9 protein-coding genes are annotated in these 13,917 nt (G+C 62.3%); 6 read left to right on the plus strand and 3 right to left on the minus strand.

The genetic code is table 11. From position 1 onward, the window contains the following. Nucleotides 1-88: 88 nt before the first annotated feature. The 3 genes from CLU91_RS23960 to CLU91_RS23970 all read right to left on the minus strand — a co-directional run bounded on the left by CLU91_RS23960 (nucleotide 89) and on the right by CLU91_RS23970 (nucleotide 2,631). Nucleotides 89-805, minus strand: coding sequence for a TIGR00266 family protein (locus CLU91_RS23960; RefSeq protein WP_035826041.1), 717 nt, complete (start codon nucleotides 803-805; stop codon nucleotides 89-91). A gap of 64 nt (nucleotides 806-869) precedes the next feature. Next, nucleotides 870-1,445 carry a TerD family protein gene (locus CLU91_RS23965; protein WP_034785104.1) on the minus strand — a complete coding sequence of 192 codons (576 nt, stop codon included), beginning with the start codon at nucleotides 1,443-1,445 and terminating at the stop codon, nucleotides 870-872. A 103-nt stretch (nucleotides 1,446-1,548) separates the two neighbouring features. Then, the gene (locus CLU91_RS23970; RefSeq protein ID WP_100876115.1) at nucleotides 1,549-2,631 is read right to left on the minus strand and encodes a DUF475 domain-containing protein; all 1,083 of its coding nucleotides are present in this window, start codon (nucleotides 2,629-2,631) and stop codon (nucleotides 1,549-1,551) included. A gap of 233 nt (nucleotides 2,632-2,864) precedes the next feature. Between CLU91_RS23970 and CLU91_RS23975 the strand changes: the two genes are divergently transcribed. The 6 genes from CLU91_RS23975 (at nucleotide 2,865) to CLU91_RS24000 (ending at nucleotide 13,888) form a co-directional block, all read left to right on the plus strand. After that, entirely contained in the window at nucleotides 2,865-3,290 is a 426-nt protein-coding gene (locus CLU91_RS23975; RefSeq protein ID WP_100876116.1) for a divergent PAP2 family protein, read from the plus strand. A 239-nt stretch (nucleotides 3,291-3,529) separates the two neighbouring features. Beyond that, nucleotides 3,530-4,702, plus strand: coding sequence for an efflux RND transporter periplasmic adaptor subunit (locus tag CLU91_RS23980; protein WP_100876117.1), 1,173 nt, complete (start codon nucleotides 3,530-3,532; stop codon nucleotides 4,700-4,702). Between the two features lie 3 nt (nucleotides 4,703-4,705). Next, nucleotides 4,706-7,927, plus strand: coding sequence for an efflux RND transporter permease subunit (locus tag CLU91_RS23985; RefSeq protein WP_100876118.1), 3,222 nt, complete (start codon nucleotides 4,706-4,708; stop codon nucleotides 7,925-7,927). Between the two features lie 180 nt (nucleotides 7,928-8,107). Further along, complete coding sequence (locus CLU91_RS23990; protein WP_100876119.1) at nucleotides 8,108-9,613, plus strand: efflux transporter outer membrane subunit; 1,506 nt, start codon at nucleotides 8,108-8,110, stop codon at nucleotides 9,611-9,613. 57 nt (nucleotides 9,614-9,670) lie between these two features. Next, the gene (locus CLU91_RS23995) at nucleotides 9,671-10,819 is read left to right on the plus strand and encodes an efflux RND transporter periplasmic adaptor subunit (RefSeq protein ID WP_232730860.1); all 1,149 of its coding nucleotides are present in this window, start codon (nucleotides 9,671-9,673) and stop codon (nucleotides 10,817-10,819) included. A 9-nt stretch (nucleotides 10,820-10,828) separates the two neighbouring features. Next, complete coding sequence (locus CLU91_RS24000; protein ID WP_100876121.1) at nucleotides 10,829-13,888, plus strand: efflux RND transporter permease subunit; 3,060 nt, start codon at nucleotides 10,829-10,831, stop codon at nucleotides 13,886-13,888. Nucleotides 13,889-13,917: the final 29 nt, after the last annotated feature.

Consider the following 13,917-nt stretch of genomic DNA (forward strand, 5'->3'; position numbering starts at 1 on the left):
GACCGGGTGGAAATAGGGGAAGCCGCGCGCAGGTGCGCGCGCGGGGATTCTGAACGACCAGACTTAACCTGGCCTTAGAGGGAAGGGGTCAGCCGGCTTTGCCCGACGCCGTCCACTTCAGGAAGGCGTCGCGGTTGCGCGAGCAAATAAATACTTTGCCCGAGCCGGAAAAGCGCAGCACGATGCCTTCGCCGCTGGTCACGCTGTTGACGATATTGCCGAGGAAGCCGCCGATGCCGCCGCCGCTCGCGCCGCCGCCCGTGGTCACGGAAATTTCGTATTTCAGGCTGTTGTCCCAGCAGACCACGTGGGAATTGTCGATCACGACATCCTTGCCCGGCTCGACGTCGAGCTGGAACATGGAGCCGAAGCCCGACACCACCACTTGTCCCGTGCCGGCCGTCTCCATCACGAAGAAGCCGCCCGACTGCGCAAACAAGGCGTTGCCGATGCTTTGCGTGCGCACTTTCATTTCCGTGCCCGAGGTGGCGGCGACAAAGGCGCCGTCGTTGAGCAGGTACTGGCGCGCGCCCACGTCGACCACTTCGATGGCGCCCGGCAGGGTGGGCGAGAGCAGGCAGTCGCCGCTGCCGCGCACCGCTTCGATGTGCTGCTGGAAAAACGATTCGCCATTCGCGAAGCGGCGCATGATGGCGCTGCCCAGGCCGCCCGTCATCTTGCCTTTCAAGTCCAGCGCCGTTTCCATCATCACCATTGCATCGGATTCGCAATAGATGGTTTCGCCCTGCTTCATGCTGACGTGCAGGAATGGATCGACGTCGCCCGTGACACTAAATACTGGCATGATAAATCTCCAAAAAAAAGCCGCCTGAATACGTCCAGGCGGCTGTGTTTAGCGCATAAAACGTTTAGGCATTGACGCCGAACGAACGGGCCAGAGGACCCAGGCCGCCGTTGAAGCCCTGGCCGATGGCCTTGAACTTCCATTCGCCGTTGTAGCGGTAGATTTCGCCAAAGATCATCGCCGTTTCCGTCGAGCTGTCTTCGGACAGGTCGTAGCGGGCGATTTCTTTTTCGCCTTCCGCGTTCAGGCAGCGGATGAAGGCTTTCGAGACCATGCCGAAGTTCTGGCGGCGCGCGTCGGCGTCATGGATGGTGACGGTGATGCTGATGCGGTCGATGTCTGCCGGCACGCGCGACAGGTCGATTTCGATGCGCTCATCGTCGCCTTCGCCTTCGCCCGTGGTGTTGTCGCCCGTGTGGACGACGGAACCGTCGGTCGACTTCAGGTTGTTGTAGAAGATGAAGTCAGAGTCGCCACGGACTTTGCCGTCGCTTTTCAGGAGGAAAGCACTACCGTCAAGGTCGAAGGTGGCGCCGTCCGTCGAACGAGGATCCCAGCCGAGGCCGACGATGATCTTCTTCAGGTTCGGTGCTTCCTTGCTCAGGTTGACGTTGCCGCCTTTTTGCAAACTGATTGCCATGTGGTGCTCCTTTTCAGTAATTTACTTAAACATACCTGCATGGGATGAGCGCGCAAGGCGCTCGTGCCATTACTCTTTCAATTGGGGGCGCAACCCCCCGATTTCAAGCTTGTGCCGCGTGCCGTTTGCGATAACGCAGGGACGACCACAGCGAGACCAGGATGAAGGCCACGCCCGACAGGCCCGTGAACCACTCCGGAATATGGTACTTGACGGACGCCAGCATGATCAAGGCCAGGATGCCGATCGCATAATGGGCGCCGTGTTCCAGGTAGACAAATTCGTCCAGGGTGCCCTTGTGCACGAGGAAGACCGTCATCGAGCGCACGAACATGGCGCCGATGGCCAGGCCCAGCATGATGATGACGACGTCGTTGGTGATGGCAAAGGCGCCGATCACGCCGTCAAAGCTGAACGAGGCATCGAGCACTTCCAGGTACAGGAAGCCGCCGATGCTGCCGCGCGCCACCGTTTTCACCAGGTCGCCATTGCCGTTTTTGGCCGGTGCTGCGCCTTCTTCTTCGTCATCCTGCAAGTCCGGTTCGCCTTCTTCCAGCAAGCCGCTGATCCAGTTCACGCCGATATAGACGGCGATGCCGACGATGCCCGACGCGAGCACGCTGTATTTTTCTTCCACGGGGCCCATGGCCACGCAGGCGGCCACGGCGCCCATGGTGATCAGCACGGCCAGGCTTTCGGTGCCCAGCGCGTTGACTTTTTCCTCGGCCCAGCCCAGCCAGTGCAATTCCTTCTCGTCGTCAAACAGGAAGTTCAGGAACACCAGCAGCAGGAAGGCGCCGCCGAAGGCCGCCACTTGCGCATGGTTGTCCGTCAGGTGCTTGGCATATACATCGGGCGTGGTGGTGGCCATGGTCCATACGTCGACCAGGCCCAGGCCCGTGGCCACGGATACGATGACGAGCGGGAACAGCAGCCGCATGCCGAAGACGGCGACGAGGATACCGACCGTCAGGAACAGTTTTTGCCAGAATTCATTCCAGTGGCGCAAGACCGAGGCGTTGACCACGGCATTGTCGAACGACAGCGACACTTCCATGACGCCCAGCACGCCGGTGATCCACAGGGCATTGATCAGGCCAGGCATGCCGCCATGGCTGTAACCCCACCAGCCCGACACCGCCATCAGGATAAAAGTGACTAAAAAAGAAATTCTGAAATGCCGCATGAGGACCCCGTTGCAAGTATGAAGACGTTTGATTATCCGCGCCGCTGTGCGCGCCGCACTCAGTGTTGATATACGTCAATTGTTGTATATGCCATGATTTTATATTAGTTGCCGCCGGGGGCCGCGTTTTATAGTCTGACGCCAGACAGTTCTGCTGGCGCGGATGATCTGCGATAATTGCGGCGCGCCCGTCTCTCAAGACACACTCTACACATATAAAAGAAGGAATACCCGTGGATATCGCTTACCTCGTCACGCCCCTGATCGCCTGGATCCTGGTCGGACCGATCAAATTCCTGATCAACAGTGCCCGCACGCGGCAATGGGCGTTCGGGCTGGTCGGCAATGGCGGCTTTCCCAGCAACCACAGCGCCGTCGTGTCCAGCATGGCAACGTTGATCGCCTTGCGCGAAGGCATCGGCCACCCGGCCTTCGGCGTGGCCGTGACCCTGGCCTTCATCGTCATCATCGACGCCAACAGCCTGCGCCAGCACGTGGGCAAGCAGGCTGCGGCCATCAACCGCCTGGCCGGGGAAGCGGCCAGCGCCGCGCACAAGACCTTGCGTGAGCGCATGGGTCATACCCTGGTGGAAATCGCCGGCGGCCTGTGCACGGGCGTGGCCATCGGCTTCCTGATCAACACCGTTTTCAGCCGCTAAGTTCGCTTCCCCTGAAACGCAAAACCCCGCTTCAAGGCGGGGTTTTGCGTTTCAGGGCGTAAAAACTACGTTTCATCCATTGAATAAAGCATTACAGGAAACGGCCGATTGACATGCCCGGATGCGCTCATGGATACTTTGGCGCTTGTGGTTTTAATAAAAATAAATGCTTGCTAACGCCTGCAGCCCTATCCGGGCCGTGGGGACGGTAGCGGTGCTATCTATCCGGAGAATTACCCATGTTGCGCAAAACCCTGTTTGTTCTGGCAATCGCTTCTGCCCTGGCCGCCTGCGGCAAAGAGTCCAAAGATCCCGGCAAGGGCGGCAAGAATGCCAAGGAACAGGCGGGCGCCGCCGTCAATCTGCTCGTCTCCCCGGAAGACTTGCTGACCATCCAGAGCAATGCGCTGGCGTCGGGTCCCGTCATCACCGGTTCCGTGCAACCGGAGCGCAACGCGGACTTGCGCGCCGAAGTATCGGCCGTGGTGATTCAGGTCATGAAGGAAAATGGTGAAGTCGTCAAGCGGGGCGACGTACTGGTGCGTCTGGATGAAACGTCCATCCGCGACAGCCTCAATTCGGCCGAGGAAGCCAGCCGTGCCGCCAGCCAGGTGCTGGAACAGTCCGAACGCATGTTCCAGCGCATGAAAACCCTGCGCGCTTCGGGCATGACGTCGACGCAGGCACTGGAAGACGCGGAAATTCGCCGCAATAATGCACAAAGCGATCTGTCCGCCGCGAAAAGCCGCGCCGTGCAAGCCCGCCAGCAGCTGCAGCGCACCCTCGTGCGCGCGCCGTTCGACGGCATCGTGAGCGAGCGCAAGGTATCGAATGGCGATACGGCGCAAATCGGCAAGGAATTGATCAAGGTCATCGATCCGACCAGCATGCGTCTGGAAGGCCTGGTGTCGGCCGACAAGATCGGCGTCGTCAAGGTGGGCCAGCCCGTGCTGTTCCGCATCAATGGGTATCCGGGCCAGGATTTCGCGGGCAAGGTGCGCCGAGTCGATCCTGCCGCCAATGCCGTCACGCGCCAGGTGGCCGTGCTGGTCGATTTCAACGACAAGGAACAACCGAGAGTGGCGGGCCTGTATGCGGAAGGGCGCATCGAGACGGACAGCATCAGCGCGCTGATGATACCCGACTCGGCGCTGGTGAAGGCGGGCGACGTCACGTACACGTGGAAGGTCAAGGACAAGGCTTTGCATAAAGTCACACTGCGCATCGGCGCGCGCGATGTGCGCACGGGCCAGTGGGAAGTGCAAAGCGGCCTGGTCAGCGGCGACACCGTGCTGCGCACGCCGGGCTCGACCTTCAAGGATGGGCAGAAAGTGGAGCTGACGGCCGGCAAAACCGTACCCGCTGCTGCCGTGGCCAGCAGCAGCACCGCCGTTGCCGGTAAAGGAAACTAAGCCATGTTCCTTTCCGATTTCAGTATCAAGCGGCCCACCGCCACCATCGTCCTGATCCTGGCGATGATGTGCGTCGGCTTGCTGGCGCTCAAGAAATTGCGCGTCAACCAGAATCCGGACGTCGAGGTACCCTTCATCGTCGTCAGCATTCCTTACCCTGGCGCATCGCCCGATACGGTCGAGCGCGAAGTGGTGAACCGCCTGGAAAAGTCGCTGCAAAGCATTTCCGGCGTGACCGAAGTCAACAGCGATTCGAATGAAGGGTCGGCCACCATCTTCCTGAAGTTCTCGTTCAATTCCAATTTGATCGAAGCGTCCGACAATATCCGCAATGCGATTGCCGCCGTGCGCTACAAGTTGCCGACGGAAATGCGCGAGCCTATCTTGCAGCGCATCGACCCGGCTGCCGAACCGATCATGCAACTGGCGCTGTCGTCGAATACGCAAAGCCATGCGGAAATCTCGCGCCTGGCCGAAGACGTGCTGTCGGACCGCTTCCGCACCGTCGATGGCGTGGCGCTGGTCAACGTGGGCGGTTCGCTCAAGCGCGAACTGTCCGTGCTGCTGCGCGCGGAAAAATTGCGTGAATACAATGTGTCCGTCAGCGATGTCGTCACTGCTTTGCGCAACCAGAATACGAATGCCCCGGTGGGCAAGGTGCGCGGCATCCTGGACGAGAAAAGCATCCGCCTGGTGGGCCGCATCGAGTCGCCAAGCGACTTCGAGAAAGTGGTGATCAAGCGCCGCGGCGAGGAAATCGTGCGCCTGGCGCAAGTGGCCACCATCGTGGATGGCTTTGCCGAAGTCAACAGCCTGAGCATGCGCAGCGGCAAGCCCAACGTGGGCATATCGATTACCCGCGTGCGCGACGCCTCCACCGTCAGCGTGGCCAACAAGATCCGCGACATGGTAGCGGAAATCAACAAGACCTTGCCGAAAGGCACCTTGCTGCAAGTGACGCGCGACGGCGGCGAAAACGCCCAGCATAGCCTGAACAATGTGATCGAATCGCTGGTGCTGGGCGCCGTGCTGACGATTTTCGTCGTCTACGCCTTTTTGAACTCGTGGCGTTCGACCCTGATCACGGCGCTGAGCCTGCCGACGTCCGTGATTGCCGCCTTCATTGCCGTGTGGCTGTGCGGCTTTACCCTGAACTTCATGACCCTGCTGGGCCTGTCGCTGGCCATCGGCGTGCTGATCGATGACGCCATCGTGGTGCGCGAAAACATCGTGCGCCACATGCAGATGGGCAAGGACCGCCGCACGGCCGCGCTGGAAGGCACGGCCGAGATCGGCATGGCCGTGGCCGCCACAACGTTCTCCATCATCGCCGTCTTCATTCCCGTCGCCTTCATGCCGGGGATCTCGGGCGAATGGTTCCGTCCGTTTGCCTTGACGGTGACGTGCTCGGTGCTGGTCAGCCTGGGCATCTCGTTTACGCTCGACCCCATGCTGTCGGCCTACTGGGGCGACCCGGTCGAGGAACATGCGGCGCCGAAAAAGGGCATTGGCCGCGTGCTGGAAAAATTCAACCACTGGTTCGACCACCAGGCGGACCGCTATGGCCGCGTGATCGCCTGGGCCCTGCATCACCGCCGCTGGATGGCCGTCATCGCCTTCGGCAGCCTGGTGGGCGCCATCGTCCTGCACGCCACGCATGGCGGCACGAGTTTCCTGCCGGCATCCGATTCGGGCAATCTGATGATCAATGTGCGCACGCCATCGTCGAGCAGCATCGAGTATTCGCGCTTGAAACTGGAAGCGGCAGCCGTACTGGCGCGCACCTTGCCTGAAACCAAAGATACCAACAGCTCCATCAATGCGGGTGGCGGAAGAGTGTATGTCGACATCGGCAAGCGCAACACGCGCAAGCGTTCGGCCAAGGAAATCGCGGTCGAGCTGCGCGAGAAGATGTCGCGCCTGGTGGGCGCCGAATACGTGGTGCAGGATGACTTGAGCAACGGTTCGCAAAAACCGATCCAGGTGGAATTTACGGGTCCGGATTCGCGTAAACTCATGGAGATCACCAACGCCTACATGGACAAGCTGCGTGCCATTCCCGGCGCCGTCGACGTGGGCTTGTCCGAGCAGGACCCGAAAAACGAGCTGCAGATTGAACTGAACCGTGGCCTGGCCAACTCGATGGGCATTTCCGTCAATGACGCGGCGCAATCGCTGCGCGTGGCGTTTGCCGGCGTGGAAGTGGGCGACTGGGTCGATCCGACGGGCGAAACGCGCGACGTGGCCGTGCGCCTGCATCCCGATGACCGCGTGGCATCGGAAAACATCGAGCGCCTCCCGATCAGCGTGACGGGCACGTCGCAAATGGTGCCGCTCGACCAGATCGCCACCATTACCATGGGCAAGGGACCGTCCGGCATCGAGCACAAGAATGGCAAGCGCACGATTACCGTGTCGGCCAATGCGCAAGGCCGCTCGAACGGCGAAGTGACGAGCGACGCCATGAAGCTGGCCAACTCCATCGACTTCCCGCCCGGCTACGGCCTGGCGCTCGGTGGCGCCGGCCAGGACCAGCAAGAGCTGTTTACGGAAATGCTGATCGCGCTGGTGATGGGTATCGGCCTGATGTATTTGATCCTGGTAATGCAGTTCGGTTCCTTCACGGCGCCGGTGGCCGTGATGATGTCCTTGCCGCTCAGTTTGATTGGCGTGGTGGTGGCGCTGGTGATCACGAACAATACCCTCAACCTGATGAGCTTTATCGGCATCATCATGCTCATGGGTCTGGTCGCCAAGAACGCCATCCTGCTGCTCGACGCGGCGCGCAAGCGCGAGGAAGAGGGCCATGGCCGCGAAGACGCGCTGATGTATGCGGGCCGCATGCGCTTGCGTCCCATCCTGATGACGACGTTTGCGCTGATCGCCGGCATGTTCCCCGTGGCGCTGGGCCTGGGCGAGGGCGGCGAGTTCTACCGTCCATTGGCGATCGCCATCATCGGCGGCACCATCACCTCGACGATTCTGACCCTGCTGGTCGTGCCGACCTTCTATGACAGCATCGAGATCGCCCGCGATGGCGCCGTGGCCAAGTTCCACCGCCGCGCCGTCCGCATGCCGGTGGCTTTCGCCATGATCCTGACCCTGATCGAATGCGTGCTGACCTTGCTGCTGGTGCGCTTCGTCTACCGCATGCTGAAAAAAGCCGTGCTGTTCCTGATGGGACGCCGCGCGCCGAAAGCGGCACCGGTCGGCCTGCAAAAGTAAGTCAGGCAGCCTCGGCTGCATAACATTTGTGCCAAGTCAAAGAGCCTTCTTCGGAAGGCTCTTTTTACGTCAGGTGCTCTACAATCGTAGAACGGGTGGGCGCGAGAGTCAGCCTGTATGGGGATATTTTGGGATATTTTTCAACGACGATGTGGCACTGCAACGTATCGGACCAGCACCATGTTCTCCAGCATCCGGCAGCCCTGTCTCGGCATTCTTACGGCTTGCCTGCTGGCCGCTTGTGCCGCCGGACCGGATTTTCAGCGTCCTGCCGCTCCCGGCGGCGGCGACCGCTACACGCCGGCACCGTTGCCGGCACAAACGGCGGCCTCGCCCGGTCCCGCGGGCCAGGCGCAGCGCTTTGTCCCCGGCCAGGATATCCCCGCGCAATGGTGGTCGCTATTCCAGTCGCCGGCGCTGGACCAGCTGGTGCGCGGCGCCCTCGCGCGCAGTCCGGGCCTGGCGTCGGCCCAGGCGGCCCTGCGCCAGGCCGATGAAAACTACCGCGCCCTGTCCGGCCGCCTGCTGTATCCCGAGGTCGGTGCGCAGCTGGGCGTGAGCCGTGAAAAAAACAGCAGCCTGGAAGGCAAGGGCGGCGTTTTCAATTTGTACAATGCCTCCGTGAATATATCGTATGCCCTGGATGTATTTGGCGGCAACAAGCGCCAGCTGGAGGGGCTGCAAGCCCTTGTTGACTATCGGCAATACCAGCTGGAAGCGGCGTACCTGGCCCTGACGGCCAACCTGGTGACGGCGGCCATCCGCGAAGCATCGCTGCGCGGACAGCTGCAGGCCACCAGCGACATACTCGACGCGCAGCAGAAACAGCTGGACGTGATCGAGCAGCAATTGCGCTTCGGCGCCATCGGCCGTGCCACGGTACTGCTCCAGCGCAACACGGTGGCGCAGACGCGGGCCAGCGTGCCGCCGCTGGAAAAAGCCCTGGCCCTGACGCGCCACCAGCTAGCCGTGTATGCGGGCAGGCTGCCCAGCGAGCCCGGCATGCCTGAATTCGACCTGGCGTCGCTGCACTTGCCGCAGGACTTGCCCGTTTCCCTGCCGTCTGCCCTCGTGCGCCAGCGTCCCGACATCCGTGCCAGCGAAGCGCTGCTGCAGCAGGCCAGCGCGCAGATCGGTGTCGCCACGGCAGCCATGTATCCCCAATTTACCTTGACGGGCAATCTTGGCGCCTTGGCTACCAGCTTTCCCGCGTTGCTGCATGGCAGTTCTTCCGTGTGGGGCGTGGCGGCCGGGCTGGCCCAGCCTGTTTTCAACGGCGGCGCGCTGCGCGCCAGGCGGCGGGCCGCCATCGCCGCCTACGAGGGCGCGGCGGCCGATTACCGCGCCACCGTGCTGGCCGCCTTCCAGAATGTGGCCGACAGCCTGCGGGCCATCGAGGCTGATGCTGCCGCCTTGCAGCAGCAAGCCGAGGTGGAGGCGCTGGCCAGCGAATCGCTGGCGCTGAGTACGCAGCAATTCAAGCTCGGTGCCATCAGTTATCTCACCTTGCTGGATGTCCAACGCACGTACCAGCAGGCCAGGGTGGGCCTGATACAGGCGCAGGCGGCCCGCCATGCCGATAGCGCCGCGCTGTTCCAGGCGCTGGGCGGCGGCTGGTGGAACCGGCCCGCGCTGGACAACGTTCCCGCCACGACCAGCTTGCCGGTGGCGGCTGGCAGGAACTGAGGGGCTTGCAATACAACACCGCAATGGCAGCCGGAAGGAATGACAAGGAGCGCATCCATGACGAAACGCAATAAGCGCATGCTCATCATGCTGGGGGCGGTGGTGCTGTTGATTGCCCTGCTGGCGCTGGGATTTTTTCTGCACATCCGCCAGCTCATGGCCAGTTCACCCAAGCCCACGCCGCAGACGGTGTCGGCGACCATCATCCGCAAGGTCGAGTGGCAGCCGCACCTGGCGTCGGTGGGCACCCTGGTGGCCGTGCGCGGCGTCGACGTGACGAGCGAGATCGCCGGTCTCGTCAGGTCCATCCATTTCAAGTCCGGCCAGGAGGTGGCGGCGGGGCAAGTGCTGGTGCAACTCAATGCCGATGCGGATATTGCGCAGCTGCGCGCGCTGGAGGCGGCGGCCGAACTGGCCGCGTCCGTGCTGGCGCGTGACCGCCAGCAATTTGCCGTGCAAGCGATCAGCCAGGCACAGATCGATAGCGACGTGGCGGACCTGAAAAGCCGCAAGGCCCTGGCCGCCCAGCAGGCGGCGCTGGTGGAGAAAAAAACCATCCGCGCGCCGTTTGCGGGCAAACTGGGCATCACCACCGTCAATCCGGGCCAGTACCTCAATCCCGGAGACAAGATCGTCACCTTGCAAACCATCGATCCCATCTATGTCGACTTCCATATTCCGCAAAAGCAGCTGAGCGGCCTGCAAGTGGGGCAAGCCCTGAACCTGTCCAGCGATGCGCATGCGGACACGGCCTTTGCGGGCAAGGTCAGCGCCATCAGTTCCAAGGTCGACCCCGCCACGCGCAATGTGCAGGTGGAGGCCACGGTGGCCAATCCGAAACGGCAGTTGCTGCCGGGGATGTTTGCCAACGTCAACGTGGAAGTGGGGGCCAAGAAACAGTATCTGACGTTGCCGCAGACGGCGATCACCTACAACCCGTATGGTTCCACCGTCTTCGTCGTGCATCCGGCGCAGGCGCCCAAGGTCGGCGCGCCACCGCCGGCGGCAGGCGAACGGGTGGTGCAGCAAGTGTTCGTCACCACGGGTGAAACGCGCGGCGACCAGGTGGCCATATTGACGGGGCTCAGCGAGGGGCAGCAAGTCGTCACCAGCGGGCAGATCAAGCTCAAGAATGGCAGTCCCGTGGTGATCAGCAACGTCGTCGAGCCGCGCAACAATCCGCGGCCCACGCCGCAGGAACACTGAGGCGCCGCCATGAACTTTACCGATCTTTTTATCCGCCGGCCCGTGCTGGCCATGGTGGTGAGCCTGCTGCTGGTGGTGCTGGGCTTGCGTTCCCTGTTCAGCTTGCCCATCAACCAGTATCCGAAGACGCAGAATGCCGTCGTGACGATCTCCACCACGTATTACGGCGCTGACGCGCAGACGGTGGCGGGGTTCATTACGCAGCCGCTGGAATCGGCCATCGCCCAGGCGCAGGGCATCGATTACCTGTCCTCGTCCAGCAGCAGCGGCGTGTCGACCATCACGGCTACTTTGCGCCTCAATTACGACGCGAACCGGGCTTTGACGGAAATCAATACCCAGGTCAGTTCCGTGAAGAATCAGCTGCCGGCCCAGGCGCAAACGCCCGTGCTGACGGTACAGATGGGGCAGACGACGGACGCCATGTACCTGGGCTTTTACAGCAAGACCTTGCCGACGAATAATGTGACGGATTACCTGAGCCGCGTGGTCAAGCCCAAGCTCGATGCCGTCAGCGGCGTGCAGACGGCGGAACTGCTGGGCGCGCGCCTGTTTGCCCTGCGCGCCTGGCTCGATGCGGACAAGATGGCTGCGTTCGGCGTGACGGCGGCCGAGGTGAGCACCGCTCTGGGCAATAACAATTACCTGGCCGCGCTGGGGTCCAGCAAGGGCCAGATGGTGACCGTTCCCCTGACGGCCGGCACGGATCTGCATTCGGTCGAGGAATTCAGGCAGCTTGTCGTCAAGCGCAGCGGCGACTCCATCGTGCGCCTGGAAGACCTGGCCACCGTCGTGCTGGGTTCGGAAAACTATGATTTCAACGTCGCCTTCAGCGGCGTGCGCTCCGTCTTCATCGGCATCAAGGTGGCGCCGGAAGCCAATATCCTCGACGTGGCCGAGCGTGTGCGCGCCAGCTTCCCCGATATCCAGGCCCAGCTGCCGGCCGGCCTGACGGGCGAAATCGTGTACGACTCCACGTTCTTCATCAATACCTCCATCAGGGAGGTCATCAAGACCCTGGTCGAGGCGCTGCTGATCGTCACCATCGTCATCTATCTGTTCCTGGGCAGCTTGCGGGCCGTGATCGTGCCCGTGATCGCCATGCCGCTGTCCTTGATCGGCACGTTTACCGCCATGCTGGCGCTCGGCTATTCCATCAATTTGCTGACCTTGCTGGCCATCGTGCTGGCCATCGGCCTGGTCGTCGACGACGCCATCATCGTGGTGGAAAACGTGGACCGCCACATGAAGCAGGGTCAGCCGCCATTGGAAGCGAGCCTGCTGGCGGCGCGCGAGCTGGGCAGCCCGATTTTGGCCATGACGGTGGTGCTCATCGCCGTGTACGTGCCCATCGGCTTCCAGGGCGGGCTGACGGGGGCATTGTTCACGGAGTTCGCCTTCACCCTGGCCGGCGCCGTGGCCGTATCGGGTGTGGTGGCCCTGACCCTGTCGCCCATGATGTGTTCGCGCTTTTTCCGTCCGGAACAGGACAGCGGGCGCTTCGTGCAAGCGATCGACCGCGTCTTCGGCAAGGTGCACGATACCTATCGGCGCCTGCTGCACGCGCTGCTCGATACCTGGGTGGTGCTCATCGTCATGGCGGCGATTCTGATGCTGGTGCTGGGGTTGATGTTCAAGATGGCGCAGTCCGAGCTGGCGCCCGAGGAAGACCAGGGCGTGGTGCTGTCGCAGGTGGTGGGCGACCCGACGGCCACCTCGGACCAGATGCAAGTGTATGCCGAGCAAATCTACCAGGTGGCCAAGGCCATGCCCGAATACAGCCAGATGTTCCAGATCACGGGCGTGCCGACCGTCAACTCGGGTTTTGGCGGCATGCTGATGACGCCGTGGAACGAGCGTGCGCGCAGCGCCCAGGAGGTCCAGCAGGACTTGCAGGCGGGCTGGAACAGGATAGCCGGCGCCCGCGTGGCCGCCTTCCAGTTTCCCGCCTTGCCCGGGTCCTCGGGTTTGCCGGTGCAGTTCGTCATCGCTACCACGGAGCCGTTTGAAAATCTCGACGCCATCGCGCAGCAGGTGCTGGAAAAGGCGCGCGCATCGGGCAAGTTCTATTTCATCGATACGGACTTGAAAATAGACAAGCCGCAAGCGACCGTCGTGGTCGACCGCGACAGTGTCGCCGCGCTGGGCATGACGCAGCAGGACGTGGGGCAGGCGCTGGGCGCGGCCTTGGGCGGCGCTTACGTCAATTACTTTTCCATCGCCGGGCGTTCCTATAAAGTGATCCCGCAAGTGTTGCAGGTCGACCGCCTGAACCCATCGGCCGTGCTGGATTTTCATATCAAGACGCCCAATGGCACGATGATACCGGCCAGTACCGTCGCGCACATCCAGTACGACGTCGTGCCCGAGTCGGTCAACCGCTTCCAGCAGCTCAACGCCGTCACGCTGTCCGGCGTGTCCGGCGCCTCGCAGGGCGAGGTGCTGGCCTTCCTGCGCGATGCGCTGGCCCAGGTGGCGCCCAGCGGCTACACGGCCGATTATGCGGGCCAGTCGCGCCAGTTCGTACAGGAATCGGGCGGCTTCATCGTCACCATGCTGTTTGCCGTGGTCATCGTCTTCCTGGCGCTGGCGGCGCAGTTCGAGAGTTTTCGCGACCCCGTCGTGATCCTCGTTTCCGTGCCGCTGGCCCTGTTTGGCGCCACCATGTTCATCTTCCTCGGCTTCGCCTCGATCAATATCTACACGGAGGTGGGCCTGGTGACCCTGATGGGACTGATCAGCAAGCATGGCATCCTGATCGTGGAAGTGGCGAATCAGCTGCAAAGGACGGGCAAGAGCAAGCGCGAGGCGGTGGAAGAAGCGGCCGCCGTGCGCCTGCGTCCCATCCTGATGACGACGGCCGCCATGGTGTTCGGCGTGCTGCCCCTGGTGATCGCCTCGGGCGCGGGCGCGGCCGGGCGCCACGCGATGGGGCTGGTGATTTTTACGGGCCTGTCCATCGGCACCTTGTTTACCTTGTTCGTGGTGCCGGCCATGTATCTGTTCCTGGCGGCGGACCACCAGGCGCTGGGCGCACGGGCCACAGCGAAGGCGGCGCCAGCCCACTGAGGCGCCGTGGCGCCTCGTGATGGAGAGTT

The organism is Janthinobacterium sp. 64 (assembly GCF_002813325.1).
In the GTDB taxonomy this organism is placed as follows: Bacteria; Pseudomonadota; Gammaproteobacteria; order Burkholderiales; family Burkholderiaceae_D; genus Janthinobacterium.